Genomic DNA, 25,585 nt, shown 5'->3' with positions numbered 1-25,585 from the left:
TTTACTTTTCAAAAATAAACTGCTTCTGTGAAGCTAGCTCTCATTTTCGTCCAGCTTACACGTATTACACGGTAAATTTTTGCCAATCAAATAACGATAAATTGCTGCACCCGCGCACGCGCCGATGATAGGGGCCACAATCGGTACAATGAAATAAGGGATATCACGCCCGCCGGTCATCGCAACATCTCCCCATCCGGCCATCCAGGCAAACAATTTAGGACCAAAATCACGCGCCGGATTCATCGCAAATCCGGTGAGCGGACCGGTGGATGCGCCGATAACAGCAACCAGAATACCAATCAGCAATGGTGCCAACGGACCTTTAGGAACGCCGTTACCGTCGTCAGTCAGCGCCATGATCATCCCCATAAGAATGGAGGTAATCACCACTTCGACCAACGCTGCCTGCCAGACGCTGAGCGCCGCCGCAGGATAAGTACTAAAAATACTGGCAAGGTGCAGGCTTTCCAGACTGCCGCGCACCATCTGGTGGGCCGACTCATACTCGGTAAACAGACTGCCGTAGAGCAAATAAGCCAGCAAAGCGCCACCAAAGGCCCCCGCGACCTGCGCCACAGTGTAAGGTAAAACTTTGCGCCCCGGAAAACAGGCAAACAGCCACAGTGCGATGGTGATAGCAGGGTTGAGATGCGCGCCAGAAATCCCGGCCGTCAGGTAGACTGCAAGCGAGATCCCCAGCCCCCAAATGATGCAGATTTCCCACAATCCCAGGCTGGCACCTGCGACTTTCAGAGCGCTCAGGCAGCCAATACCAAAAAACAAAAATAGCCCGGTACCCAAAAACTCAGCAATGCATTGCGCTTTTAGTGAATCGTTCATTGTGACACCTTCTAAGCAGAGTTCGTGTCTTTACCAGCGGACTCCTTACTGGCAAGTAGAATACTTCGAGGCTTACTATAAAAGGCCGTATCAGCAAATTGTTGGCATTCTGCGGATAGCTTGCCCTTTAAAATCGTGGCGCAATAGCAAATTCTTGCTACGCACTTTATTAAAACATTAGAGACAATCGGGATTTCGCGTATTACACGGACATTTTCAAAACAATAAAATATTGCTATTAGCAGAAATCCGTTTTCAAACCACCATCACAATTTCTTTTTTTTCGCATAGCAAATGATATTTATAATGTCACCAGAAAAAGTGTAAATGTGGAACTGACATAACTAAATAATCATATCAATGAGATTTAATATAGTCATTAAAAACAACAAGTTAAAATAATTAATAGCAATTTTATATCACCTTACCTCTATTATTTTTTCACTCTCAATTTCAAGTCAGCCATTCTTTTTCCTCGCTTCTTTTTATAGTCATGAACATCGGGACAACCCAGGCGAGGTCTTTATGCAACAAGAAGCGTTAGGAATGGTAGAAACCAAAGGCTTAACTGCAGCCATAGAGGCCGCAGATGCAATGGTGAAGTCAGCCAATGTAATGCTGGTCGGCTACGAAAAAATTGGTTCGGGGCTGGTAACAGTCATTGTCCGCGGCGATGTTGGCGCAGTCAAAGCAGCAACAGATGCAGGTGCCGCCGCAGCACGTAATGTGGGAGAAGTGAAAGCCGTACACGTCATCCCACGCCCTCACACCGATGTAGAAAAAATCTTACCGAAGGGAATTAGCTAATGAGCAGCAATGAGCTGGTTGATCAGATCATGGCGCAGGTGATTGCTCGCGTGGCAACGCCGGAACAGCAGGCTATCCCTGAAAATAATCCTCCAACACGAGAAACGGCTATGGCAGAGAAAAGCTGCAGTTTAACGGAGTTTGTCGGTACTGCGATTGGCGACACCGTCGGTCTGGTAATCGCCAACGTGGACAGCGCCCTACTGGACGCAATGAAACTTGAAAAACGGTATCGCTCCATTGGCATCCTTGGCGCGCGTACTGGTGCAGGCCCGCACATCATGGCCGCAGATGAAGCGGTAAAAGCCACCAATACTGAAGTCGTCAGTATTGAGTTGCCACGTGATACCAAAGGCGGCGCGGGTCACGGTTCGCTGATTATTCTCGGCGGCAACGATGTTTCCGACGTGAAACGCGGAATTGAGGTTGCGCTGAAAGAACTGGATCGCACCTTTGGCGATGTGTATGCCAACGAAGCCGGTCACATCGAAATGCAATACACCGCACGCGCCAGCTACGCGCTGGAAAAAGCCTTTGGTGCACCGATTGGCCGTGCCTGTGGCGTGATCGTCGGCGCCCCGGCATCCGTTGGTGTCCTGATGGCTGATACTGCGCTGAAATCCGCCAACGTGGAAGTAGTGGCCTACAGCTCCCCAGCCCATGGCACCAGCTTCAGTAACGAAGCCATTCTGGTCATTTCAGGCGATTCCGGCGCTGTGCGTCAGGCCGTTATCTCCGCCCGCGAAATCGGTAAAACCGTACTCGGGACCCTCGGCTCAGAACCGAAAAACGATCGTCCGTCCTACATCTGATATCAGTGAGGCTGATTCATGAGATCGAAAAGATTTGAAGCACTGGCGAAGCGCCCTGTGAATCAGGATGGCTTCGTTAAGGAGTGGATCGAAGAAGGCTTCATTGCGATGGAAAGCCCGAACGACCCTAAACCGTCGATTAAAATCGTCAACGGTACAGTCACAGAACTGGACGGCAAATCCGCCAGTGAATTTGACTTAATTGACCATTTCATTGCCCGCTATGGCATTAACCTGGCGCGCGCTGAAGAAGTCATGGCGATGGACTCAGTAAAACTTGCCAATATGCTTTGCGACCCTAACGTGAAGCGCAAAGACATTGTGCCGCTGACCACCGCAATGACCCCGGCAAAAATTGTCGAAGTGGTGTCCCATATGAACGTCGTTGAGATGATGATGGCCATGCAGAAAATGCGTGCTCGTCGTACACCGTCTCAGCAGGCGCACGTCACTAACGTTAAAGATAATCCAGTGCAGATTGCCGCTGATGCGGCTGAAGGTGCCTGGCGCGGATTTGACGAACAGGAAACGACGGTTGCCGTTGCGCGTTATGCACCCTTTAACGCCATTGCGCTGTTAGTCGGCTCACAGGTTGGGCGCCCTGGCGTATTAACCCAGTGCTCGCTGGAAGAAGCGACCGAACTTAAACTCGGTATGTTAGGCCACACCTGTTACGCGGAAACCATCTCTGTCTATGGTACTGAACCCGTATTTACCGACGGCGATGACACGCCATGGTCGAAAGGTTTCCTCGCCTCTTCCTACGCCTCACGCGGTCTGAAAATGCGCTTTACCTCCGGTTCTGGCTCAGAAGTTCAGATGGGTTACGCCGAAGGTAAATCGATGCTTTACCTTGAAGCCCGCTGTATTTACATCACCAAAGCCGCTGGCGTACAGGGTTTACAAAATGGTTCAGTAAGCTGCATCGGCGTGCCTTCCGCTGTGCCATCAGGCATTCGTGCGGTGTTAGCTGAAAACCTGATCTGTTCCTCCCTGGATCTGGAGTGTGCCTCCAGTAACGACCAAACCTTTACCCACTCGGATATGCGTCGTACTGCCCGCCTGCTGATGCAGTTCCTGCCGGGTACTGACTTCATTTCTTCCGGTTATTCCGCTGTACCGAACTACGACAATATGTTTGCGGGTTCGAACGAGGATGCCGAAGATTTTGACGACTACAACGTTCTCCAGCGAGACCTCAAGGTAGATGGGGGTCTGCGTCCGGTTCGTGAAGAAGACGTTATCGCCATTCGTAATAAAGCGGCACGTGCACTGCAGGCCGTCTTTGCCGGGATGGGATTACCGCCAATCACTGATGAAGAAGTGGAAGCGGCGACTTACGCCCACGGTTCGAAAGATATGCCGGAGCGAAACATCGTTGAAGATATCAAGTTTGCGCAAGAGATCATCAATAAAAACCGTAACGGTCTGGAAGTGGTGAAAGCCCTTGCTCAGGGCGGGTTTACCGATGTCGCTCAGGACATGCTCAACATCCAGAAAGCCAAGTTAACCGGGGATTATCTGCATACCTCCGCCATTATCGTTGGCGACGGACAGGTGCTATCCGCAGTAAATGACGTCAATGACTATGCCGGTCCGGCAACAGGTTATCGCCTACAAGGCGAACGCTGGGAAGAGATCAAAAACATCCCTGGCGCACTTGATCCCAACGAACTTGGCTAAGGGGTGAAAAATGGAAATCAATGAAAAGCTGCTGCGCCAGATAATTGAAGACGTACTGTCTGAAATGCAAACCAGCGACAAACCCGTCTCATTCCGTGCATCGACAGCGGCTAGCGCTCCACAGGCTGCAGCGGTGCAGGGCGACAGCTTTCTGACCGAGATTGGCGAAGCCAAACAAGGCCAGCAGCAGGACGAAGTGATTATTGCCGTAGGTCCCGCGTTTGGACTGTCGCAAACCGTCAATATCGTAGGGATCCCGCATAAGAACATCTTGCGCGAAGTGATTGCGGGTATTGAAGAAGAAGGCATTAAAGCGCGCGTTATCCGCTGCTTTAAATCTTCCGATGTGGCATTTGTCGCCGTGGAAGGTAACCGTCTGAGCGGTTCCGGGATCTCTATCGGCATCCAGTCAAAAGGCACCACGGTTATCCACCAGCAGGGGTTACCGCCGCTTTCTAACCTGGAGCTGTTCCCTCAGGCACCGCTTCTGACGCTGGAAACCTATCGTCAGATCGGTAAAAACGCCGCGCGTTATGCCAAGCGTGAATCTCCGCAACCGGTCCCTACTCTGAATGACCAGATGGCTCGTCCTAAGTACCAGGCGAAATCGGCCATTCTGCACATTAAAGAGACCAAATACGTCGTGACGGGCAAAAACCCGCAGGAACTGCGCGTGGCGCTTTGATAAAGGATAACTCCATGAATACCGACGCAATTGAATCGATGGTTCGGGATGTGCTGAGCCGGATGAACAGCCTGCAAGGCGAGCCCGCGACGCCGGCCGCGGCGAGTTCACCAGCACATACCGCGAAAGTCACGGATTACCCTCTCGCGAATAAACATCCTGAGTGGGTAAAAACCGCAACCAACAAAACTCTGGATGACTTCACGCTCGAAAATGTTCTGAGCAACAAAGTGACGGCGCAGGACATGCGCATCACCCCTGAAACGCTGCGCCTTCAGGCGGAAATCGCCAAAGATGCCGGACGTGACAGGCTGGCGATGAACTTCGAGCGCGCCGCTGAGCTAACCGCTGTACCTGACGATCGCATTCTTGAGATCTACAACGCGCTGCGCCCATACCGCTCAACGAAAGACGAGCTGATGGCTATCGCTGACGATCTCGAAAATCGTTATCAGGCAAAGATCTGTGCAGCTTTCGTTCGTGAAGCGGCAGCGCTGTACGTTGAGCGTAAAAAACTCAAAGGCGACGACTAACTCAGGGACAGGATCATGCGATATATAGCTGGCATTGACATAGGCAACTCATCAACGGAAGTCGCTCTGGCTACCCTCGATGAGTCTGGCGCACTGAGCATCACCGGCAGTGCGCTGGCAGAAACCACCGGAATTAAAGGCACATTACGTAATGTGTTTGGTATTCAGGAGGCACTTTCGCTGGCAGCAAAAAATGCCGGTATCAATGTCAGCGATATTTCGCTCATCCGCATTAACGAAGCCACCCCGGTCATTGGTGACGTCGCGATGGAAACGATAACCGAAACCATCATCACTGAATCCACCATGATCGGCCATAACCCTAAAACGCCGGGCGGCGTCGGATTAGGCGTTGGCGTCACTATTACGCCGGAAGACCTGCTCAGCCGTCCGGCGGATACGCCCTATATTCTGGTGGTGTCATCGGCATTTGATTTCGCCGATGTCGCCACGATGATTAATGCCTCCGTCCGCGCCGGATACCAGTTAACTGGCGTTATTTTGCAGCAGGACGATGGCGTGTTGGTCAGTAATCGTCTGACCCACCCCCTGCCTATCGTCGATGAAGTCCTTCATATCGACCGCATCCCGTTAGGTATGCTGGCTGCCATTGAGGTCGCAATTCCAGGAAAAGTCATTGAAACGCTTTCTAACCCTTACGGGATTGCGACCGTTTTTGGCCTCAACGCCGACGAGACTAAAAACATTGTCCCGATGGCGCGGGCGCTGATTGGCAACCGTTCTGCCGTGGTTGTGAAAACACCGTCAGGTGATGTGAAAGCACGAGCCATTCCTGCCGGAAATCTGGAGCTACAGTCACAGGGTCGTACCGTACGGGTCGACGTTGCAGCTGGCGCTGAAGCGATTATGAAAGCGGTTGGTGAATGCCCGAAACTGGATAACGTCACCGGAGAGGCTGGCACCAATATTGGCGGCATGCTGGAGCATGTGCGCCAGACAATGGCTGAATTAACCAACAAACCCAGCCACGAAATTTTTATTCAGGACCTGCTGGCAGTCGATACCTCGGTTCCCGTCAGCGTGACCGGCGGACTAGCCGGTGAGTTCTCGCTGGAACAGGCTGTCGGCATTGCTTCCATGGTGAAATCAGACCGCCTGCAAATGGCGATGATTGCTCAGGAAATCACGCAAAAGCTCAACATTGACGTCCAGGTTGGCGGCGCCGAAGCCGAAGCTGCCATTCTGGGGGCCTTAACCACCCCCGGCACGACGCGTCCACTGGCTATTCTGGATCTCGGTGCAGGATCGACCGATGCCTCCATCATCAACCCGAAAGGCGAAATTATTGCCACACACCTGGCGGGTGCGGGCGATATGGTCACGATGATTATTGCCCGTGAACTGGGGCTGGAAGACCGTTATCTCGCTGAAGAGATCAAAAAGTACCCGCTGGCTAAAGTCGAGAGCTTATTCCATCTTCGCCACGAAGATGGCAGCGTCCAGTTCTTCCCTACACCTCTCCCGCCAACGGTTTTTGCCCGCGTATGCGTAGTAAAACCCGATGAACTGGTGCCACTGCCAGGCGAACTGGCGCTGGAGAAAGTCCGGGCCATTCGCCGCAGCGCTAAGGAACGCGTTTTCGTCACCAACGCACTCAGAGCGCTACGTCAGGTGAGTCCGACCGGGAACATTCGGGATATTCCCTTTGTGGTGCTGGTTGGCGGCTCATCCCTGGACTTTGAAGTTCCGCAACTGGTCACCGATGCGCTGGCACACTATCGCCTGGTTGCCGGGCGCGGCAACATTCGAGGCACCGAAGGTCCGCGCAACGCGGTCGCGACAGGGCTGATTCTCTCCTGGTACAAGGCATTCGCTCATGGAAAGTAATCTCACCACGCCAGCCATCGTTATCTTCGCCACTGCTGGATGCACTGACGTCTGGAGTGATGTGCTGCTGGGTATTGAAGAAGAAGGGATCCCCTTTGTGATTCAGGAGAGCCCGTCAACTGACGTTATCCACAACGCATGGCTGGCGGCTTGCCAATCGCCACTGCTGGTTGGCATTGGCTGCAGTCGCGAAAAACTGGTCGTGCACTATAAAAACTTACCCACATCAGCGCCACTATTTACGCTGACGTATCAACAAGATAACCATGCCCGACGCAGCATTGGTAATAACGCTGCGCGGCTGGTTAAAGGCATTCCGTTTCGGGAATGCCACTCATAACCCACAGGAGAAAAGCAGTATGAATAACGCACTGGGACTGGTTGAAACAAAAGGGCTTGTCGGCGCTATTGAAGCCGCTGATGCCATGGTGAAATCCGCAAACGTGCAGTTGGTTGGTTACGAAAAAATCGGCTCAGGCCTTATCACCGTTATGGTTCGCGGCGATGTCGGCGCAGTGAAAGCTGCCGTAGATGCAGGAAGCGCTGCAGCAAGCGCCGTTGGCGAGGTGAAATCCTGCCACGTTATCCCGCGTCCGCACAGCGACGTTGAAGCCATTTTACCTAAATCCGCATAAGTCGTTGCAACCAAGGAGCACAGCGTGAAGCAATCACTGGGATTACTTGAAGTTAGTGGTCTGGCATTAGCCATCAGTTGCGCGGACGTCATGGCGAAAGCCGCCTCCATCACGCTGGTGGGCCTCGAAAAAACCAACGGTTCAGGCTGGATGGTGATCAAGATAATCGGGGATGTGGCCTCCGTCCAGGCGGCCATTTCCACCGGTGTCAGTTTCGCTGACCAGCGAGATGGACTGGTGGCTCACAAAGTCATATCCAGACCAGGGGATGGCATTCTGTCACATAGCATCACCCCGGAGTCTGAGTCTGAGCCAGCGCCCGCCCCGACACCGGTCGTACCACATGAAGAGATCCCTGAGGACCATGCAGCGCCCGAAGCGCCACAAGATGCAGAGTTGATTAGCTGCAATCTGTGTCTTGACCCTGCCTGCCCCCGTCAAAAGGGCGAGCCGCGCTCTCTTTGTCTGCACTCAGGCAAACGAGGTGAAGCGTGATGGATAAACAGCAACTGGAGACAACGGTCACCAAAGTTCTGGATGAAATGCGTGAGCGCCCTATTCCGCTAGGGATCTCTAATCGTCATATTCATCTATGCGCTGAAGATTACGACCGCTTGTTTCCCAATCACCCTATTAGTGAGAAAAAAGAGCTGCTGCAGCCCGGACAATATGCAGCAGACCAGACCGTCACGCTGGTGGGACCAAAAGGTCAGTTAAAAAATGTGCGCTTACTCGGCCCACTGCGTAGCACCAGTCAGGTCGAAATTTCTCGTACCGACGCTCGTACGTTGGGAATTGCTGCTCCACTACGGATGTCAGGCAGTATCGAGGGCACGCCAGGCGTTCGCCTTATCAGTCCATTTGCTGAACTGGACTTAGCATCCGGGGTAATCGTCGCCCAACGCCATATCCATATGTCGCCGCTCGATGCCCTAATCCTGCGCGTTTCCCATGGCGATAAAGTCTCTGTTGCCATTAATGGCGATGAACGTCGACTGATTTTCGATAACGTCGCCGTACGCGTTTCGCCGGATATGCGCCTTGAAATGCATATCGATACCGACGAAGCCAATGCTGCGGGCGCAGATAATCCGCAGGCATTTGCCACACTGGTGAGCCCACGATGAACAACGAACTGCTGCAACGCATTATCGAGGAGGTTGTTTCCCGATTAAAAAAACGCGCGGAAAGCACGCTCTCGCTTAGCGTCGCGCAGTTACGGGAAATCGAACCACGGACATTATGCTGCCAGTACTCGTCGCTCCACCTCCTGCAGGCGGACCTGCCATTGCTGGAGCAAATTGCCGAGGGCTGCGCGGACAACATATCGGTGGTAACGATCCACGAAGCGCTGGCATGCGGAGTCCGCGTGAAAATTTCACTACAACACCGATTGTTACCCGCTATCCCCGTTAGAAAACTTGCGCGTCTGCCTCTGGAGTTCAGTGACGAGCTGGGGCGAATCATCGTTTTGCATCCTGACAAACTTCTCAGCTATGCCGACGTCGCCCAACTGAAGGGGGGCGTTCTGGTGCTACGTCGTCGATGTGTCGTGACGGCTCTGGCTCAGGACGCAGTCGGTACGCGAAATGTCCAATTGATTAAGCAGGAGTGAGCTATGCATCTGGCACGGGTTACAGGCGTTGTGGTTTCCACGCAAAAATCCCCATCACTGGTGGGGAAGAAACTGTTGCTGGTACGTCGGGTGAGTGCGGACGGAGAGCTTCCCGCGTCCCCTGTGAGTGGAGATGAAGTCGCGGTTGATTCTGTCGGCGCTGGAACTGGAGAACTGGTATTACTCAGCAGTGGCTCCAGCGCCAGACACGTTTTTTCCGGCCCTAATGAGGCCATCGATCTGGCTATTGTCGGCATTGTCGACACGCTTTCTCGTTAGGAGGAACTATGGCGATTTATACCCGCACTGGCGATGCTGGCACAACGGCCCTCTTTACCGGGCAACGCGTGAGCAAAACGCACCCGCGCGTCGAGGCTTACGGTACGCTGGACGAACTTAATGCGGCGCTTAGCCTGTGTGTTTGCGCAGCGAAAAACCCGCAGCACCGCCAGTTACTCGAAAACATTCAACTGCAGCTTTTTTGGTTCAGCGCCGAGCTGGCAAGCGAAAGCGAACAGCCAGCGCCAGAGCAGCGCTACATCAGCTCAGAAGAAATTGCCGCGCTGGAAGCCGCCATTGATACCGCGATGGGGAGAGTGCCCCCCCTACGCAGCTTTATTTTACCTGGCCGCAGCGAAGCCGCCAGCCGTCTGCACTTTGCCCGCACGCTGGCCCGCCGCGCAGAGAGGCGACTGGTCGAACTCTCCACCGAGATTTCCGTCAGACACGTGCTGATGCGTTATATCAATCGCCTCTCCGACTGCTTATATGCGCTTGCACGAGCAGAAGATCATGACGCCCATCAAAACAACATTATTCAGAAAGTGGCGGAGCGTTATCTCGCAGCCATCCGTACATCAGCCACCAGGGAGCCAGCCATGTCTCTGTCTTTTCAGGAACTCCACCAACTCACTCGCGCTGCGGTAACGAGAGCAGAAGAACTTCAGGTTCCGGTCGTCATCAGCATTGTTGATGCGAATGGGACCCAAACGGTGACCTGGCGCATGCCTGACGCATTACTCGTCAGTAGCGAACTGGCACCGAAAAAAGCCTGGACCGCCGTGGCAATGAAAACCGCCACGCATGAGCTGACATCGGCAGTGCAGCCAGGCGCCGCGCTTTACGGTCTGGAAAGCCATATGCAGGGAAAAGTCGTCACCTTCGGTGGCGGGTACGCATTATGGCGTGAGGGGTTACTCCTTGGGGGTCTTGGCATCAGCGGGGGAAGCGTTGAGCAGGATATGGACATTGCAGAAACGGCCATTGCGGCAATTAACGTGAGAACACATCAATGAACACTTCAGAACTTGAAACCCTTATTCGTAACATTTTGAGTGAGCAACTTGCCCCGGCAAAAGCAGAAGTTAAGGGTAATGGAATTTTTCCGTCCGTTAGCGAAGCGATCGATGCCGCTCATCAGGCTTTTCTGCGTTATCAGCAATGTCCATTGAAAACCCGCAGCGCCATCATTAACGCCCTGCGAGAAGAGCTGACGCCTCACCTTGCTTCATTGGCTGCTGAAAGCGCTGCCGAAACGGGAATGGGCAACAAAGAGGATAAGTTCCTTAAAAATAAAGCTGCGTTGGATAATACCCCGGGTATCGAAGATCTCACCACTACGGCGCTTACCGGTGACGGCGGCATGGTGTTATTCGAGTATTCACCCTTTGGCGTGATTGGTTCCGTCGCCCCCAGCACCAACCCGACGGAAACCATTATTAACAACAGCATCAGTATGCTGGCTGCGGGAAATAGCGTTTATTTTAGCCCACATCCAGGTGCAAAAGCGGTCTCACTGAAGCTGATTACCATGATTGAAGATATTGCTTTTCGCTGCTGCGGGATTCGGAATCTTGTCGTCACGGTCACAGAACCCACTTTTGAGGCTACCCAGCAGATGATGGCGCACCCTAAAATCGCAGTTCTGGCGATTACCGGTGGTCCAGGCATTGTTGCTATGGGCATGAAAAGCGGGAAAAAAGTCATTGGCGCAGGCGCAGGCAATCCTCCCTGCATTGTTGATGAAACAGCCGACCTGGTTAAGGCGGCGGAAGATATCATCAATGGCGCATCCTTTGATTACAACCTCCCCTGCATTGCTGAGAAGAGCCTCATTGTTGTTGATGCCGTTGCCGAACGACTGGTTCAACAAATGCAGTCTTTTGGCGCGATGCGACTCAATAGCGAAGAGGTAGACAAACTGCGCGCAGTTTGTCTACCAGAAGGAATAGCCAATAAACAACTGGTAGGGAAAAGCCCGGCAACCTTACTGGAAGCCGCGGGAATACCGGTTCCGGCAAAAGCACCTCGATTACTGATAGGTATCGTCAAGGCTGACGACCCATGGGTTACCAGCGAGCAACTGATGCCAATGCTCCCCATCGTAACGGTGAGCGATTTTGACAGCGCGTTAACGTTGGCCCTGAAGGTTGAAGAGGGATTGCATCACACCGCCATTATGCATTCGCAAAATGTGTCACGTCTGAACCTTGCCGCGCGCACGCTTCAGACCTCCATTTTTGTGAAAAATGGCCCCTCTTATGCTGGGATTGGCGTTGGTGGTGAAGGCTTTACCACCTTCACCATCGCAACGCCGACCGGCGAAGGAACGACATCTGCGCGCACTTTCGCACGCTCTCGTCGTTGCGTGCTGACAAACGGTTTTTCTATTCGCTAATGGGGCCGTTATGAAAAGCTTTTCACTGCAAACTCGATTGTACAGCGGCCAGGGAAGCCTGGATGTGCTTAAGCGCTTCACGAATAAGCATATCTGGATTATCTGCGATGGTTTTCTCGCGCGTTCTCCCCTGATTGAAAAGCTGCGCGACGCGCTGCCAGCGGATAACCGCATCAGCATTTTCAGCGATATCACCCCCGATCCCACCATTAACACGGTAGTACAAGGGATTGCGCAAATGCAGTCCCTACGACCGGACGTCGTAATTGGTTTTGGCGGTGGCTCTGCACTGGACGCCGCAAAAGCCATCGTCTGGTTCAGCCGACAGTTCGGTATTGAGATTGAAACCTGCGTTGCAATTCCCACCACCAGCGGCACGGGATCGGAGGTGACCAGCGCCTGCGTGATTAGCGATCCGGATAAAGGCATTAAGTATCCATTATTTAATAAGGCGCTTTATCCGGACATGGCCATCCTTGATCCGACGCTGGTCGTCAGCGTTCCACCAGCCATAACAGCGAATACCGGCATGGACGTATTAACGCATGCGCTGGAGGCTTACGTGTCCACGAAAGCCAGCGACTTCACCGATGCGCTGGCTGAAAAAGCGGCACAAATTGTCTTCCAGTACCTGCCTGTCGCCGTCAGCAAAGGCGACTGCCTGGCAACCAGAGGAAAAATGCACAACGCGTCAACGCTCGCGGGAATGGCATTCAGTCAGGCTGGTCTGGGTATCAATCATGCGATTGCCCATCAGTTGGGCGGCCAGTTTCATCTGCCCCACGGACTTGCCAATGCGCTGCTGCTGACCCATGTCATTCATTTTAATGCCCGCGATCCGCGGGCTGCGAAGCGCTATGCCCGTTTCGCTAAAGCCTGCCACCTATGCCCGGATAACGCGAACGATACGGCGGCACTGAATGCGCTAATTCGTCATATAGAGCTACTCAAAAAACAGTGTGCGTTACCTTCTTTTGCTGACGCGCTTAAAGACGGAAAGCAAGCCTGGTCACAACGTATACCGTCGATGGTTCAGGCCGCGCTGGCTGATGTCACGCTGCAAACCAATCCTCGTGTTGCCGACGCCAGCGCCATGCAGGAACTGCTTGAGGAATTATTATGAAGACAGCCATGACGGCAGAGTCCACGCTTTATGATGCGCAGACAATTCGCGAACGCGTTCGCGCAGCGGGTGTTGTCGGGGCCGGAGGCGCAGGCTTTCCTGCTCACGTAAAATTACAGGCGCAGGTCGATACGTTTCTGGTCAATGCGGCAGAATGTGAACCGATGCTGAAAGTTGACCAGCAATTGATGGCCGTTCAGGCTGAGCGACTTATCCGTGGCGTTCAATATGCCATGACGGCTACCGGGGCCAGGGCCGGTATTATTGCGCTCAAAGAGAAATATCAAAGGGCTATCAATGCGTTAACGCCCCTTCTGCCTGCCGGGATCCGCTTACATATTTTGCCTGATGTCTACCCGGCTGGTGACGAGGTTTTGACCATCTGGATGGCAACGGGCCGGAGAGTTCCGCCTGCCGCGCTGCCGGTCAGCGTCGGCGTGGTGGTCAATAACGTCCAGACTGTACTCAATATCGCCAGAGCCGTTGAGCAGCAATACCCGGTTACGCGTCGTACCCTGACCGTTAACGGCGCGGTCGCCAGACCAATCACTCTTACCGTCCCTATCGGAATGTCTTTACGTGAGGTTCTGGCGTTGGCAGGTGGTGCTACCGTTGACGATCCCGGTTTTATTAACGGTGGTCCGATGATGGGCGGCCTGATTACCTCACTGGATACCCCAGTCAGCAAAACCACCGGGGGACTGCTGGTTTTACCAAAGTCTCATGCGTTGATTCAGCGGCGGATGCAGGATGAACGCACCGTGCTTTCCGTCGCAAAAACCGTTTGCGAGCAGTGTCGGTTGTGTACGGATTTGTGCCCAAGACATTTGATCGGCCATGAATTATCGCCGCACCTGCTGGTTCGCGCGGTTAATTATCAGCAGGCGGCCACACCGCAGTTACTGCTCACGGCCCTGACCTGTTCAGAATGCAATGTATGTGAAAGCGTAGCCTGTCCGGTTGGGATTTCACCGATGCGAATTAACCGCATGCTTAAACGCGAGCTACGGGCGCTCAACCATCGTTATGAAGGGCCGTTAAATCCTGAGGATGAAATGGCGAAGTATCGGCTTATTCCGGTGAAGCGCCTTATTACCAAACTGGGCCTTAGCGACTGGTATCACGATGCGCCACTGGCTGAGACTGATTATCCCACAGATAAAACGACGCTGTTGCTACGCCAGCATATTGGTGCCAGCGCCATCCCATGTGTACTGCAGGGCGAACACGTTGTTCGCGGTCAATGCGTTGCCGATGTGCCGTCCGGTGTATTAGGCGCACCTGTCCACGCCAGTATTGACGGTATTGTCAGCGAAATTACTGAGCAATCCATCACGGTAATAAGAGGTTAATCATGTCTCAGGCCATAGGGATTTTAGAACTCACCAGCATTGCCAAAGGAATGGAAGCTGGCGATGCCATGTTAAAAAGCGCGAATGTGAATTTACTGGTCAGCAAGACCATCTGCCCGGGCAAATTTCTGCTTATGCTCGGTGGTGACGTAGGCGCAATACAACAGGCGATCGCCACCGGAACTTCTCTTGCTGGCGATATGCTCGTTGATAGTCTGGTACTACCCAACATTCACGCCAGCGTACTTCCTGCGATCAGTGGACTTAACAGCGTGGATAAGCGTCAGGCCGTTGGCATTGTTGAAACATGGAGCGTTGCGGCCTGCATCTGCGCCGCCGACCGTGCGGTTAAAGCCTCCAATGTCACGCTGGTACGCGTCCATATGGCATTTGGTATTGGCGGCAAGTGCTACATGGTTGTCGCTGGCGATGTGTCTGATGTGAATAACGCAGTGACAGTTGCCAGTGAAAGTGCAGGTGAAAAAGGTCTGTTGGTTTACCGTTCGGTCATCCCTCGTCCGCATGAAAGCATGTGGCGACAGATGGTGGAGGGATAATGGAAAGACAACCCACCACGGATCGTATGATTCAGGAATATGTTCCTGGCAAGCAGGTTACGCTGGCGCATCTTATCGCTAATCCGGGTAAAGATTTGTTCAAGAAACTGGGATTACCAGAGTCGGTTTCCGCAATCGGTATTCTGACGATTACCCCCAGCGAAGCCTCAATCATCGCCTGTGATATCGCCACGAAATCCGGGGCGGTAGAGATTGGTTTTCTCGACCGTTTTACCGGCGCTGTGGTACTGACGGGCGATGTTTCCGCCGTTGAGTACGCGCTGAAACAGGTAACCCGGACGCTGGGCGAAATGATGCGTTTTACCGCCTGTCCCATCACCCGGACATAATCTCATGAAACGCATAATGCTAATTGGCCCCAGCCAGTGCGGTAAAACGTCACTCACGCAGTGCATGCGGGGAGAGGCGCTTCACTATCAGAAGACCCAGGCCATTGTCTGGTCTCCCACAACGATAGACACACCGGGTGAATATCTCGAAAACCGCTGCCTGTACAGCGCACTGCTGGCCAGCGCCTGTGAAGCAGACATCATCGCGCTGGTTCTCAATGCTGACGCGCCGTGGTCACCTTTTTCTCCAGGTTTTACTGGCCCGATGAACCGACCCGTTATCGGCCTCGTCACCAAAGCCGATTTAGCCATCCCGCAGCGTATTTCTCTCGTGGAGAGTTGGTTAGTTCAGGCTGGCGCGCAAAAAGTATTTGTCACCAGCGCGCTGGAGAATACCGGGGTCGATGAGATGTTCATTTTTCTGAATGCAAAGGAACCTTCATGTCTCACAAAATAATGGCCATTAATGCAGGCAGTTCCTCGCTTAAGTTTCAGCTCCTGGCGATGCCGCAGGGTGAAATGATTTGCCAGGGACTGATCGAGCGTATCGGTATGTCTGATGCGCAGGTCACCCTAAAAGCACCAGCGCAAAAATGGCAGGAGACTTTGCCCGTAGCCGATCACCGTGAAGCAGTAACGCTGCTACTGGAAAAACTGCTCAGTCACAATATTATCAGCAGTCTGGAAGAGATCGACGGCGTAGGCCATCGCGTCGCACACGGTGGAGAATCCTTCAAAGATTCCGCACGGGTAACCGATGATACACTGGCGGAAATCGAACGCCTTGCGGAACTGGCACCGCTTCATAACCCGGTTAATGCGTTGGGGATTGCGATATTTCGCCAGCTACTGCCGAAAACGCCAGCCGTTGCGGTTTTTGACACGGCTTTTCATCAGACCCTTGATGAGCCTTCTTTCATTTATCCCCTGCCCTGGCGCTACTACTCAGAGCTGGGTATTCGTCGTTATGGTTTTCATGGTACCAGCCACAAGTATGTCAGCGCTCAGCTTGCTGAAAAGCTGGGCGTGCCGCTCAGCGCCCTGCGGGTTGTTTGTTGTCATCTGGGCAACGGCAGCAGCATCTGCGCTATCAAAGGCGGACACTCGGTGAATACCTCCATGGGTTTTACGCCGCAGTCTGGCGTAATGATGGGCACGCGAAGTGGCGATATTGATCCATCCATTCTGCCGTGGATTGCCCTGCGTGAAGGCAAAACCCCGCAGCAGCTCAACCAATTGCTCAACAATGAGTCCGGATTACTCGGAGTTTCTGGTGTTTCACCCGACTACCGGGACGTTGAACATGCCGCAGATACGGGCAATCACCAGGCAGCACTGGCGTTGACGCTTTTTGCCGAGCGGATTCGCGCCACTATTGGCAGCTATATTATGCAGATGGGCGGTCTGGATGCGCTGGTGTTTACCGGGGGAATTGGTGAAAATTCAGCGCGTGCTCGCGCCGCGATTTGCCACAACCTGAATTTCTTAGGTCTGGCCGTTGATGAAGAAAAAAATCAGCGTAACGCCACCTTTATTCAAACGGAAAATGCGGTGGTTAAAGTGGCGGTGATTAATACCAATGAAGAGCTGATGATAGCCCAGGACGTTATGCGTTTAGCGATATCAGAAACTGTGACATTGGGCATTCCCGCCTGATATTGCCGCACCGCAAATTGCGGCAAATCATGGTAATAGCGCGATCGCCATGACACTATGCGCCGAGGATTGCTGAACACAAAGGTGAAGACGTGGCTGTTGCGCAATGTCCCGCATCGTGCGGAGAACTTATCCAGGGCTGGATTCTGGGCAGTGAGAAGCTGGTCTCCTGCCCGGTCGAATGGTATAGCACCGTTGAGGTCACTTCAGGCTCACCGCTGACAGATGAACGTCCACTTTCTCGGGCAATGGTTGACAGGTTATTACAGCACTGGCAGTACCCGGCGCATCTCAGTCAGGATATCCGGATAGATGTTCAGTCAACCATTCCCATCGCGAAAGGAATGGCCAGCAGCACTGCGGATATTGCCGCCACGGCCATCGCCGCAGCGCATTATCTGGGCCATCAACTGGACGAGCCAACACTGGCACAGCTTTGCGTTTCGCTGGAGCCAACCGACAGCACCGTTTTTCGTAAGCTAACCCTTTTCGATCATAACAACGCTTCCACGCAAATTGGTTGTGAAGCTCAGCCTCAACTCGATCTGCTGGTTCTCGAAAGCCCTGAAACATTGCGTACCGCGGATTATCACCGTATTCCACGTCATTCCGGCTTGCAGGCGGGAGCTGCGGCCCTCCAACGGGCATGGGAAAAAGTACAGGAAGCCTGTATTAGCCAAAATCCTTACCGGTTGGGAGAAGCGGCTACGCTTAGCGCAATCGCCAGCCAACTGCTGTTACCAAAGCCGGATTTTGATTCACTATTAGCACTGGTGGAAGAATGTGATTTATACGGCGTCAACGTCGCGCACAGCGGCAGCGTAGTTGGACTGATGCTGGACAGAAATCGTCATGATGTGGATTACATTAAATGGATGCTGACGCAGAAAAAACTTACGATTCACTGGCCAGAACAGCATTTGTTACGCATGGTAACAGGCGGGGTCGAACTGCAATAAGGGTCGCCGCACGGCAGCGACCCGGACAAGCATAAAATCGTTACTCGGCTTTCGCTTCGCCGTTTTTCACTTCGCCCATGGCTTTCAGCTTTTTAGAGATATCGCGGCGTTCTTTAGAGATCTCTGCGTTTTTGATGATGTAGTCATCAACACGATCTTCATAATCGCTTTTCATGCTGGCAATGATGCCCTGAATCGCTTCCACGCTCATACCAGGCTTGATGTAGTCGCTCAGGTTGTCCAACAGCAGAACGCGTTTCTGGTTGTCACGGATCTTTTTCTCAACGTCCTGGATTTCACGTTGCAGTTTGTTTTTACGACGGAACAGACGAACAAATTCCAGCACGTCCTGGAAAGAAGGCTTGGTAGTTTCCATTTTTACACCCCTGATAATGTGAGATTCGGATTCGTTAAAACAACGGCTAAAGTGGGTCAACATTACTTTCATGCCCGCCATACTTCAAGTTGCATCTGCATCGACAATGCATGGTTGAAACCTGAGTTATCGAGGGTAAAGCCATTGCAGTTACCAATGGTTTTAGCCTTTTTCAGTATCATACCTCTAATCTTTGCTGAATCGAAGCAGCAGTAGAACCAATCCCCTCATCTGCTCTTTATTTGCGCAGTGCGCGACAGATTAAATGTGAGAGTAACTCCAGCTGTCGAGCCATCTCCATGTTCAACCAAACGTAGCCGTGAATGGGCGTTTCTGCGACATTATCGCCTTTATGCTCAGCAATAAGCTGACGCAGCTCTGCCACGGTGTCATTGAGCTTTTCCGTATTGGCAAGCACCGGCTGCGGATTACCTTCATACAAGGCGTGGGTTATTGTCAGTAGTGCCTGCTGGGTCCTGAGCTGAGTTTCACGCAGAGTATGCGCATTCAACATGACAAAGTGGCTGGTACGGCTGGCCCACAGCGCATTAATTTGCAGCTCGAGCATGCAGACCAGATTGCGATTCACCGTCTGAATAGCCTCAAAGATCGATTTTTGAATGCGGGTTTCCTTGCTGGCAGGAGCGATGAGCCCACGCATTTTGACAACGTCGCTCAACAGTTGTTGTAAATGCTTTTCCAGCCGCGGTTGCTCGAGCAGATTGGGGGATAGCGCGGCCTGATACACCCGATTGTACCCCGTGACACAATGCGCCAGTTGGATACGCCAGTGTATAAATGCCCGCTGCGGCCAGATGCCGGTAAACAGCATCGCCAGTAACGACCCCAGAATAACATCACCACCGCGCCATAACGCGGTATTCATATCTCCGGCAGGCGCACCCACGACCACCGCAAGCGTTATGCCAATCAGCAGCGCCTGGTACGGCCTTTTACCCAGCGCCAGCCAGCCGCAGAGAAACATCGCTACCGCGCACCATATCAGCATTAACGGCAGCGAGAAGAGTTCCAGACGCAGAGCAACCAGTCCCAGGACCGAGCCCAGGATCGTGCCGCCTATACGTTCAAAGGCCCTGGGAACAACGTTACCCCAAAAAGATATTGGCCCCATGATCACCACCAGCGTGATCAGAGGCCATGTACCTTCGGGAATGTTTAACAGGCGTACCAACAGAAAAGTAAGGAGAAACGCCAGCGCAATGCGAATACCATGCACCACACGATAATGACGATACAAACGAATTTCAAAAGGACTCAGCGATTTGTCTGCACGCACTCATGCACTCCGTCAGGGAATAGCAAAGAAGCGAATTGTACCTGTTTTTAGCGTGAAAAGATCATCCTGATTTACACCCCAAACAGTTACTTCGTCTGCACTGGCACGTACATTTCAATGTCCCAGTAACCGTCCTCCATGCCATTGTTCATATAAACTTCAAAGCAGGGTTTAGCGGCTATCGCATAAGTCGTATCCTGCAACAGGCGCTCGAAGAACTGATACCAAGGCGTCGCAAAATCGTGATTCTCAACGCGCGCAACGGCGACAGCATAGTCGCCACCCGCCAGTTCGGTGAGGATCACCCCTTCGCTGTTTTCCGGGATTTCAAAACCTTGAGGCACAGAAACCACGGTATCACAGCGCAGTTTTTCCGCAGGAACAACATCAGGGTTGTCGTAATAAACAGCAATCCATTCCAACGGCACAATCTGTTTACCGTCGACCCACTTCATTAATTGCTCAAACCCCTGCTTCACCGTTTGTTCCCACGGTCCAACCATATGGAAACCGGCAATCATGCGTTTTTCGACCAGCTTTATCTCGTACTCCATACAACCTCCACCGTTACACTGTATTTATATACAGTGTAATTTCTGGCTATGTCGGCCACAAGGAAATAGTGATTATTATGTGAGCAGATTCGCACTCTTGCCAGTCAGACGCATCAGGAAAATCTACGCCTTGTGGTGGAAATAATCGCTCAGGCGCGAGAAAACGCCGCCTTCGCCGACGGATTCCAGCGTAACCAGAGGCCAATGCGCCACCAGCTTATCCCGATCGTAGAGTTCAATTTCCCCCACACGTTGATGTGCAGCGATGGGAGCAACCAGCTCTTTCTTATCAAGGACATATTTTGCTTTGATGTTAGGGACTTCTGCTTTAGGCAGGGCCATCCAGAAATCCTGCTCGGTTCCGAGGCTGATTTTTTCTTTATCGCCATACCAGATCCGTTCAGTGCCAACCTGCTTACCGCTACGCAAAACCTGCACTGTATCGAAGTTGTGTTGCCCCCATTGCAGCAGTTTACGCGCCTGATCTTCGCGCCCTTTCGCACTCTCCGCGCCCATCACCACCGCAATCAGGCGGCGCTGACCATCGACGGCGGAAGCAATCAGGTTAAACCCGGCACCGGACGTATGCCCTGTCTTCAGGCCATCTACGTTCATGGTTTTATCCCACAACAAACCGTTACGGTTTTGCTGTGTGATGCCGTTCCAGGTAAGGCTTTTCTCACTGTACATATGGTAGAAATCCGGTTCCCCGTGGATGATAGCGCGGGACAGCACGGCCAGGTCGTACGCGGAGCTATGCTGACCCGGCGCATCCAGACCATGTACCGTTTCAAAATGGGTGTCCTGCAGGTTCAGTTTTTGCGCATAGTTGTTCATCATCGCGACAAACTGCGGCTGCCCTCCAGCGATGTAATCCGCCAGTGCCACGCAGGCATCATTACCGGAATCAACAATTAACCCACGGCTGAGGTCGCGTACCGAAACGCGATCCCCTTCTTTCAGGAACATCAAGGATGAACCGACAAATACCGGATTATCTTTTGCCCATGCATCGCGCCCGACGGTCACAATATCTGTCGGACTAATACGCTTGCTGTCAATTGCGCGATCGACAACATAGCCAGTCATCAGTTTCGTCAGGCTGGCAGGATTGCGCCGCTGGTGTTCATTACCGGCTGTCAGGATTTGGCCCGTGGTGTAATCCATTAACACCCATGCCCCGGCAGTAATCGCAGGAGGTTGTGGGGCGAAGCTCACGGCATCGCTCGCCCAGGCGGGCGAAAAACTCATCGTTAATAGTGAAGCGGCAATAAACAAACGGCGTTTCAACAGCATGTCCTCAGGAAAGGGAGAAATAGCCGTTCTTTTTACGGAAGTTCTGTCGAACAAACATGGATAAATTGCAAGAAAATGTGACATAAGGCACATTTTCTTGCTATCAGGAAAGGGTTTCAGAGACAAACCTCGCAGGAACTACCCTTTACGCGGCGCGGTCTCTGCGTGATGACTGCGATGGCGGTGATAACCATCGATCATACTGCGAAAAATTTGCCCTGGCGTGTCACCCAGCGTGCACAGGTAAATATGCGCGCAGATGAACAGTAAGCCCACAATCGCTAACGCCATATGCAGCACCAGCATCACCGGCCCCGCCCCTACCACCTGCGGGTAGAGACATAGCAACCCGGTGATGATCAGTAGTGGAACCAGTGCGTACATGATGGCCAGGTAGGCCAGCTGTTGCAGCGGGTTAAATTTGTCCTCTGCCGTTGCGGCAAACGGGTGCGGCTCACCTTTCATAATGCCATACAGATAAAAGCGCGTTTGCAGCAGGCAGCGTGATATCAACCCGCTAAATTTCACGCGATAATGGCAGCCGTTGCCGCTGGTTGCGTTTATTAACACAAAGCCAATCCAGAAGGCCAGCAATGCGAAGCCACACCAGGTATGTACCTGCACCATTAAGGCCACCGGTCCGACAGAAAAGTGGCCAAACAGGCCGCTCAGCAGAAGCAGGATAAAGAGCAGCGCATTACCCCAGTGCCAGCGGCGGACCGCCAGCGAATAGAGGTAGTCCCGATGCTCTTCCCCGGTTGCCGTTTTGGGCGCCAGCATCCGACGTAACAGCGCGTGCGTTACCAGGCCCGCAATCATCAGCACAATAATAACGCCTGCATAAATGAGCCACAGCGGCCAGTAGTCCGGCGCATAGTTAAGCTCTGCTCCCCAGATAGAATTCATACATTACCCTCCTGATGGATCTCTTTACGCCGATAGACGCTTACCGGGCCGCTACGCGTATCCTGCTGGCGATAAACCTCTTTTTGATTAATCCAGTGCTGAATTTCCGGGTCATCGCGACGACCAAATTTCAGCGCATCCGTCGGACAAACGGAAACGCAGGCTGGCGATTGTCCGACCTCCAAGCGAGTATCGGCGCAGAAGTTACATTTGTCGGCAATCCCCGTTTGTGGGTTGAGGTAGCGGACATGGAACGGGCAAGCGGCAACGCAGTAGTCACAACCAATACAGCGAGACTTATCCACTTGTACAATGCCATTTTCGTCACGAAATGAAGCACCGGTAGGACAGACGCTGACGCACGGCGCATCTTCACAATGCTGACAGGAAACGCGAACAAACTGGAAGTGGGACAGCACCTCGGGTTCATGTTCGGGGGAACGGATCTGCACTTGTAGGCGACTAAATCCCTCCGGCACGTCATTCAGTACCTTGCAGGCAACCGTACACGCCTGGCAGCCAATACAGCGTTTCTCGTCATGCAGCATGACATAAGGGTTTGTTGATTGATTCATGATGTTCTCCTTTCTCATGCCCGACGAAGCGTGACGCCAGCGGTGTGCACCACCGTACCGGAAACCGGACTGGTAACATGCGGAAGCAAATTACCGCAGTGAATACCGTGCGTCGTCGCCGCGGTTTTAGCTCCCGCCTTGGCGCCAAATCCCATATAAACGAACAGCGTATCGGGTCGTATTCCGGCAGTAACCAGCGCTTTGCCTTTTTCCTTACCGGTCGCATTTTCCAGCCAAATCTCATCGCCGTTTTTGATGCCTTTTTCACGGGCCGTTTGCGGGTGGATCCACACCGCGTTATCCCACATCAGCTCACTCAGCAGTGGTACATATTGCGTCGCGCCGTTTGTATGCACCGCCACTTTTCCCTGAATAAAATAGAGTTCATTGTCGCCTTTGAGGGCAAAATTGCGGGCGCGCGGAATACCGTAGCCAGGCAAAAGTGCTTCCAGCTCTTCAGAGTAGAGTTCAATTTTTCCAGACGGGGATTTAAAGCGCAGTTGCTCGCCATAGGTACCGTCGCCGTCAACCGCCACTGCGCCCGGATAACGCGCCACAAACTGACGCACCGCTTCAGGTTCCCGCAGCAGCAGCGGAATCCCCCACTCCCGATATCCTTTCTGACGCAGTTCAGCGGAAAGCGCATGATCGCCATTAAGCTGGTACAACTGCCGTGTCTGCATATCCTGCCAGGGGTAGAACTGCCCAAGGCCTAACTGCACGGCCAGTTCTTTCCAGATTTGCCAGCTCGGACGCGCATCCCCAATCGGCTCTACAACCTGCTGGCGCAGGGCATAGGCCGGATTCAGGCCCGACCGACATGTCAGAGACTTCTTCATCACGTTCAAGGTAGGTGCATTCGGGTAACAGATAATCGGCATATGCCGCGCTTTCGCTTAAATAGACATCGCAACTGACCACCAGATCGAGTTGTTCGACGGTTTTGACCAGATCAGGTCGGCAGGTCACGGTTTGGAAAGGATTGTGGCGGGACATAATCCATCCCTTCACCGGATACGGCGTCTGGTTTAACACGGCATCGATGATGCTTTGCACCACGCCGCCGCCCGCCGCGATGTACTTGAATTGTGGGGCAACCAAATCGATGCGCTGCGCCGTTGGCTTGGGCAATTTGGCATCAGGTTTTGCCAGCACCGGAGCGACCTTCTCTCCGGCCAGCTTATTGTAGGTTGCCGCGGCTTTTTTCTGGTACAAGCCGCCTTCACGCTCAATATTTCCCAGCAGCGCATTGAGGGTGAAAATCATACGCCGCATATCAATTTCTTCTTGCGAAAACGTCGCGCGATGGCCAGGGCTGACGATAGCATGAGGCGCACAGGCGGCCATTTCGCGGGTGACCCGAACAATGACATCAGCAGGCACGTCAGCCTGCTTTTGCGCCCATTCCGGCGTGGTCTCTTGTACTGCTTCTGCCAGTTGGTCAAACCCTGTGGTGTAGCGTGCAACGAAGTCCGCGTCATACAGATGTTCATTAATCATGACGTGACACATGGCCATTAACACCGGCAAGTCGCCGCCCGGCTTGAGCGCATGCCATTCATCCGCCTTGCTGGAGAAAACTGACAAACGGGGATCGAAGCTGACCATTTTTGCGCCCTTTTCCTGCGCGGTCATCAGTTCATGCGTTTCGGCAACCTCAATACCTTCATAGAGATTGTGGCCAAAAGAGACCATATAACGGGTATTGGCGATATCCATAGCCAAATCGCCACCCATCATCACTTTGGCGGCAATCGATTTTCCGGCGGGGCATGTCGACGCATGCGTAAAGGTGTTTGGCGATCCAAACGCCGTTGCCAGCTGAAATAAATGACCCGAAAGCGAACCGGATTTGGAAGAGAATACGACCCCCTGAGGACCATGCTGCGCTTTTATTGCCGTCATTTTTTCGGCAATTTCTTTGTAAGCCTGTTCCCAACTAATAACCTGCCATTCTCCGCTGCCGCGAGGCCCTGTGCGTTTCATGGGTTTAACAATACGGTGCGGGTCGTTGACCAGGCTAACACCACTGCCTCCGCGCGCGCAGACACGCGTGCCTTGTTGAGGCGCATTAGGGTTCCCCTGAATAAAAACTGTCTTGTTATTAATTACCTGTGCCTGTATTGGGCAACGATAAGAACACATTTCGCACAAGCTTGGCGTCAGGGATGTTTTCCCCTTAATGCTCTCTGGAGAATTTCGCGCCAGTGCGCCAGGCGGAAAACTGCCTATCGCGCAGGCCGAGCAACCGATACCCACTCCTCGCAAAAAATTACGCCGACTAATGCTCATATAACCTCCTGTTATTAGATATATCCAATTATTATATGGTGTTTAAATTATTAATTTTTAACCTCACTCACATTTCATTAGAATATAGAGCAGTTAACCGCCAAAATAAAAAACCATTGTTTATAAAAGAATTTTAAAATTTCCAGAACACAAC

Annotated in this window: 30 protein-coding genes; 21 read left to right on the top strand and 9 right to left on the bottom strand. The window is 52.8% G+C overall.

Translation table 11 applies throughout. The annotated features are described in order from the left end of the window. Positions 1-33: 33 nt before the first annotated feature. Positions 34-843, bottom strand: a complete 810-nt coding sequence (gene pduF, locus HV237_RS09405) for a propanediol diffusion facilitator PduF (protein WP_016153527.1) — start codon at positions 841-843, stop codon at positions 34-36. Between the two features lie 525 nt (positions 844-1,368). Here pduF and pduA point away from each other — a divergent pair. The 21 genes from pduA (at position 1,369) to HV237_RS09300 (ending at position 18,135) form a co-directional block, all read left to right on the top strand. Then, on the top strand, positions 1,369-1,650 hold the full coding sequence (pduA, locus tag HV237_RS09400) for a propanediol utilization microcompartment protein PduA (protein WP_003030255.1): 282 nt from the start codon (positions 1,369-1,371) through the stop codon (positions 1,648-1,650). Further along, positions 1,650-2,462: a propanediol utilization microcompartment protein PduB gene (pduB, locus tag HV237_RS09395; protein ID WP_016153528.1), complete on the top strand. Its 813-nt coding sequence runs from the start codon at positions 1,650-1,652 to the stop codon at positions 2,460-2,462. The genes pduA and pduB overlap by 1 nt, the downstream gene beginning before the upstream one ends. Positions 2,463-2,480: 18 nt before the next feature. Continuing rightward, positions 2,481-4,145, top strand: coding sequence for a propanediol dehydratase large subunit PduC (pduC, locus tag HV237_RS09390; RefSeq protein ID WP_003030249.1), 1,665 nt, complete (start codon positions 2,481-2,483; stop codon positions 4,143-4,145). 10 nt (positions 4,146-4,155) lie between these two features. Continuing rightward, a complete protein-coding gene (gene pduD / locus HV237_RS09385; protein WP_047357936.1) occupies positions 4,156-4,830 on the top strand; it encodes a propanediol dehydratase medium subunit PduD in 675 nt (224 codons plus the stop codon). Between the two features lie 14 nt (positions 4,831-4,844). After that, the gene (gene pduE, locus HV237_RS09380) at positions 4,845-5,363 is read left to right on the top strand and encodes a propanediol dehydratase small subunit PduE (RefSeq protein ID WP_046275691.1); all 519 of its coding nucleotides are present in this window, start codon (positions 4,845-4,847) and stop codon (positions 5,361-5,363) included. Between the two features lie 15 nt (positions 5,364-5,378). Then, positions 5,379-7,211, top strand: a complete 1,833-nt coding sequence (locus tag HV237_RS09375; protein WP_019077098.1) for a diol dehydratase reactivase subunit alpha — start codon at positions 5,379-5,381, stop codon at positions 7,209-7,211. After that, positions 7,201-7,551 (top strand): glycerol dehydratase reactivase beta/small subunit family protein, encoded by a 351-nt coding sequence (locus HV237_RS09370; protein ID WP_016156873.1) that lies wholly within the window; start codon positions 7,201-7,203, stop codon positions 7,549-7,551. The genes HV237_RS09375 and HV237_RS09370 overlap by 11 nt, the downstream gene beginning before the upstream one ends. Positions 7,552-7,570: 19 nt before the next feature. Beyond that, positions 7,571-7,846: a propanediol utilization microcompartment protein PduJ gene (pduJ, locus tag HV237_RS09365; protein WP_001057752.1), complete on the top strand. Its 276-nt coding sequence runs from the start codon at positions 7,571-7,573 to the stop codon at positions 7,844-7,846. 24 nt (positions 7,847-7,870) lie between these two features. Further along, positions 7,871-8,341, top strand: a complete 471-nt coding sequence (locus HV237_RS09360; protein WP_047357935.1) for a BMC domain-containing protein — start codon at positions 7,871-7,873, stop codon at positions 8,339-8,341. Continuing rightward, positions 8,341-8,973 carry a phosphate propanoyltransferase gene (locus tag HV237_RS09355; protein WP_016153533.1) on the top strand — a complete coding sequence of 211 codons (633 nt, stop codon included), beginning with the start codon at positions 8,341-8,343 and terminating at the stop codon, positions 8,971-8,973. Before HV237_RS09360 ends, HV237_RS09355 begins: the two co-directional genes overlap by 1 nt. Continuing rightward, positions 8,970-9,461, top strand: a complete 492-nt coding sequence (gene pduM, locus HV237_RS09350) for a microcompartment protein PduM (protein ID WP_016156875.1) — start codon at positions 8,970-8,972, stop codon at positions 9,459-9,461. Before HV237_RS09355 ends, pduM begins: the two co-directional genes overlap by 4 nt. 3 nt (positions 9,462-9,464) lie before the next feature. Next, complete coding sequence (locus tag HV237_RS09345) at positions 9,465-9,740, top strand: EutN/CcmL family microcompartment protein (protein WP_003030211.1); 276 nt, start codon at positions 9,465-9,467, stop codon at positions 9,738-9,740. Positions 9,741-9,748: 8 nt separating this feature from the next. After that, positions 9,749-10,756 (top strand): two-domain cob(I)yrinic acid a,c-diamide adenosyltransferase PduO, encoded by a 1,008-nt coding sequence (gene pduO, locus HV237_RS09340; protein ID WP_016153535.1) that lies wholly within the window; start codon positions 9,749-9,751, stop codon positions 10,754-10,756. Continuing rightward, the gene (pduP, locus tag HV237_RS09335; RefSeq protein ID WP_047357934.1) at positions 10,753-12,138 is read left to right on the top strand and encodes a CoA-acylating propionaldehyde dehydrogenase PduP; all 1,386 of its coding nucleotides are present in this window, start codon (positions 10,753-10,755) and stop codon (positions 12,136-12,138) included. The genes pduO and pduP overlap by 4 nt, the downstream gene beginning before the upstream one ends. 10 nt (positions 12,139-12,148) lie before the next feature. Further along, entirely contained in the window at positions 12,149-13,261 is a 1,113-nt protein-coding gene (locus tag HV237_RS09330; protein WP_047357933.1) for a 1-propanol dehydrogenase PduQ, read from the top strand. Next, positions 13,258-14,613, top strand: a complete 1,356-nt coding sequence (gene pduS / locus HV237_RS09325; protein ID WP_047357932.1) for a cobalamin reductase PduS — start codon at positions 13,258-13,260, stop codon at positions 14,611-14,613. Before HV237_RS09330 ends, pduS begins: the two co-directional genes overlap by 4 nt. Before the next feature lie 2 nt (positions 14,614-14,615). Next, entirely contained in the window at positions 14,616-15,170 is a 555-nt protein-coding gene (pduT, locus tag HV237_RS09320) for a propanediol utilization microcompartment protein PduT (protein WP_046275683.1), read from the top strand. Next, a complete protein-coding gene (gene pduU, locus HV237_RS09315; protein ID WP_016156881.1) occupies positions 15,170-15,520 on the top strand; it encodes a propanediol utilization microcompartment protein PduU in 351 nt (116 codons plus the stop codon). Before pduT ends, pduU begins: the two co-directional genes overlap by 1 nt. Positions 15,521-15,524: 4 nt before the next feature. Further along, entirely contained in the window at positions 15,525-15,977 is a 453-nt protein-coding gene (gene pduV / locus HV237_RS09310) for a propanediol utilization protein PduV (protein ID WP_029139584.1), read from the top strand. Continuing rightward, positions 15,962-17,176 (top strand): acetate/propionate family kinase, encoded by a 1,215-nt coding sequence (locus HV237_RS09305; RefSeq protein ID WP_047357931.1) that lies wholly within the window; start codon positions 15,962-15,964, stop codon positions 17,174-17,176. The genes pduV and HV237_RS09305 overlap by 16 nt, the downstream gene beginning before the upstream one ends. A gap of 92 nt (positions 17,177-17,268) precedes the next feature. Next, positions 17,269-18,135, top strand: coding sequence for an L-threonine kinase (locus tag HV237_RS09300; protein ID WP_046275680.1), 867 nt, complete (start codon positions 17,269-17,271; stop codon positions 18,133-18,135). A gap of 40 nt (positions 18,136-18,175) precedes the next feature. Here HV237_RS09300 and HV237_RS09295 read toward each other — a convergent pair whose 3' ends face one another. From HV237_RS09295 to phsA, 8 genes are all read right to left on the bottom strand, one after another. After that, positions 18,176-18,511, bottom strand: a complete 336-nt coding sequence (locus HV237_RS09295; RefSeq protein WP_003834176.1) for a DUF496 family protein — start codon at positions 18,509-18,511, stop codon at positions 18,176-18,178. Positions 18,512-18,749: 238 nt separating this feature from the next. Continuing rightward, positions 18,750-19,808: an FUSC family protein gene (locus HV237_RS09290; protein WP_016156885.1), complete on the bottom strand. Its 1,059-nt coding sequence runs from the start codon at positions 19,806-19,808 to the stop codon at positions 18,750-18,752. Positions 19,809-19,894: 86 nt separating this feature from the next. After that, positions 19,895-20,362 (bottom strand): DNA gyrase inhibitor SbmC, encoded by a 468-nt coding sequence (gene sbmC / locus HV237_RS09285; RefSeq protein WP_047357930.1) that lies wholly within the window; start codon positions 20,360-20,362, stop codon positions 19,895-19,897. Between the two features lie 123 nt (positions 20,363-20,485). Further along, positions 20,486-21,658, bottom strand: coding sequence for a serine-type D-Ala-D-Ala carboxypeptidase DacD (gene dacD, locus HV237_RS09280; RefSeq protein WP_047357929.1), 1,173 nt, complete (start codon positions 21,656-21,658; stop codon positions 20,486-20,488). Positions 21,659-21,796: 138 nt separating this feature from the next. Then, complete coding sequence (gene phsC, locus HV237_RS09275; RefSeq protein WP_032319018.1) at positions 21,797-22,564, bottom strand: thiosulfate reductase cytochrome B subunit; 768 nt, start codon at positions 22,562-22,564, stop codon at positions 21,797-21,799. Further along, entirely contained in the window at positions 22,561-23,139 is a 579-nt protein-coding gene (gene phsB / locus HV237_RS09270; protein ID WP_016153548.1) for a thiosulfate reductase electron transport protein PhsB, read from the bottom strand. The genes phsC and phsB overlap by 4 nt, the downstream gene beginning before the upstream one ends. Positions 23,140-23,153: 14 nt before the next feature. Next, entirely contained in the window at positions 23,154-23,822 is a 669-nt protein-coding gene (locus HV237_RS26155) for a molybdopterin dinucleotide binding domain-containing protein (protein ID WP_249415304.1), read from the bottom strand. Next, positions 23,794-25,431, bottom strand: a complete 1,638-nt coding sequence (phsA, locus tag HV237_RS09265; protein WP_240489677.1) for a thiosulfate reductase PhsA — start codon at positions 25,429-25,431, stop codon at positions 23,794-23,796. Before phsA ends, HV237_RS26155 begins: the two co-directional genes overlap by 29 nt. Between the last annotated feature and the right edge of the window lie 154 nt (positions 25,432-25,585).

This window comes from Citrobacter sp. RHBSTW-00570, assembly GCF_013739755.1.
Lineage (GTDB): Bacteria > Pseudomonadota > Gammaproteobacteria > Enterobacterales > Enterobacteriaceae > Citrobacter > Citrobacter braakii.
Note: the sequence above shows the minus strand (reverse complement) of the source record. Positions and strands in the feature narration are given on the sequence as shown.

Excerpts from the sequence above, each read along its gene's own strand:
- pduF (WP_016153527.1), bottom strand. The coding sequence starts at position 843 with ATGAACGATTCACTAAAAGCGCAATGCATTGCTGAGTTTTTGGGTACC.
- pduA (WP_003030255.1), top strand. The coding sequence starts at position 1,369 with ATGCAACAAGAAGCGTTAGGAATGGTAGAAACCAAAGGCTTAACTGCA.
- pduB (WP_016153528.1), top strand. The coding sequence starts at position 1,650 with ATGAGCAGCAATGAGCTGGTTGATCAGATCATGGCGCAGGTGATTGCT.
- pduC (WP_003030249.1), top strand. The coding sequence starts at position 2,481 with ATGAGATCGAAAAGATTTGAAGCACTGGCGAAGCGCCCTGTGAATCAG.
- pduD (WP_047357936.1), top strand. The coding sequence starts at position 4,156 with ATGGAAATCAATGAAAAGCTGCTGCGCCAGATAATTGAAGACGTACTG.
- pduE (WP_046275691.1), top strand. The coding sequence starts at position 4,845 with ATGAATACCGACGCAATTGAATCGATGGTTCGGGATGTGCTGAGCCGG.
- HV237_RS09375 (WP_019077098.1), top strand. The coding sequence starts at position 5,379 with ATGCGATATATAGCTGGCATTGACATAGGCAACTCATCAACGGAAGTC.
- HV237_RS09370 (WP_016156873.1), top strand. The coding sequence starts at position 7,201 with ATGGAAAGTAATCTCACCACGCCAGCCATCGTTATCTTCGCCACTGCT.
- pduJ (WP_001057752.1), top strand. The coding sequence starts at position 7,571 with ATGAATAACGCACTGGGACTGGTTGAAACAAAAGGGCTTGTCGGCGCT.
- HV237_RS09355 (WP_016153533.1), top strand. The coding sequence starts at position 8,341 with ATGGATAAACAGCAACTGGAGACAACGGTCACCAAAGTTCTGGATGAA.
- pduM (WP_016156875.1), top strand. The coding sequence starts at position 8,970 with ATGAACAACGAACTGCTGCAACGCATTATCGAGGAGGTTGTTTCCCGA.
- HV237_RS09345 (WP_003030211.1), top strand. The coding sequence starts at position 9,465 with ATGCATCTGGCACGGGTTACAGGCGTTGTGGTTTCCACGCAAAAATCC.
- pduO (WP_016153535.1), top strand. The coding sequence starts at position 9,749 with ATGGCGATTTATACCCGCACTGGCGATGCTGGCACAACGGCCCTCTTT.
- pduP (WP_047357934.1), top strand. The coding sequence starts at position 10,753 with ATGAACACTTCAGAACTTGAAACCCTTATTCGTAACATTTTGAGTGAG.
- HV237_RS09330 (WP_047357933.1), top strand. The coding sequence starts at position 12,149 with ATGAAAAGCTTTTCACTGCAAACTCGATTGTACAGCGGCCAGGGAAGC.
- pduS (WP_047357932.1), top strand. The coding sequence starts at position 13,258 with ATGAAGACAGCCATGACGGCAGAGTCCACGCTTTATGATGCGCAGACA.
- pduT (WP_046275683.1), top strand. The coding sequence starts at position 14,616 with ATGTCTCAGGCCATAGGGATTTTAGAACTCACCAGCATTGCCAAAGGA.
- pduU (WP_016156881.1), top strand. The coding sequence starts at position 15,170 with ATGGAAAGACAACCCACCACGGATCGTATGATTCAGGAATATGTTCCT.
- pduV (WP_029139584.1), top strand. The coding sequence starts at position 15,525 with ATGAAACGCATAATGCTAATTGGCCCCAGCCAGTGCGGTAAAACGTCA.
- HV237_RS09305 (WP_047357931.1), top strand. The coding sequence starts at position 15,962 with ATGTCTCACAAAATAATGGCCATTAATGCAGGCAGTTCCTCGCTTAAG.
- HV237_RS09295 (WP_003834176.1), bottom strand. The coding sequence starts at position 18,511 with ATGGAAACTACCAAGCCTTCTTTCCAGGACGTGCTGGAATTTGTTCGT.
- sbmC (WP_047357930.1), bottom strand. The coding sequence starts at position 20,362 with ATGGAGTACGAGATAAAGCTGGTCGAAAAACGCATGATTGCCGGTTTC.
- dacD (WP_047357929.1), bottom strand. The coding sequence starts at position 21,658 with ATGCTGTTGAAACGCCGTTTGTTTATTGCCGCTTCACTATTAACGATG.
- phsC (WP_032319018.1), bottom strand. The coding sequence starts at position 22,564 with ATGAATTCTATCTGGGGAGCAGAGCTTAACTATGCGCCGGACTACTGG.
- phsB (WP_016153548.1), bottom strand. The coding sequence starts at position 23,139 with ATGAATCAATCAACAAACCCTTATGTCATGCTGCATGACGAGAAACGC.
- HV237_RS26155 (WP_249415304.1), bottom strand. The coding sequence starts at position 23,822 with ATGCAGACACGGCAGTTGTACCAGCTTAATGGCGATCATGCGCTTTCC.
- phsA (WP_240489677.1), bottom strand. The coding sequence starts at position 25,431 with ATGAGCATTAGTCGGCGTAATTTTTTGCGAGGAGTGGGTATCGGTTGC.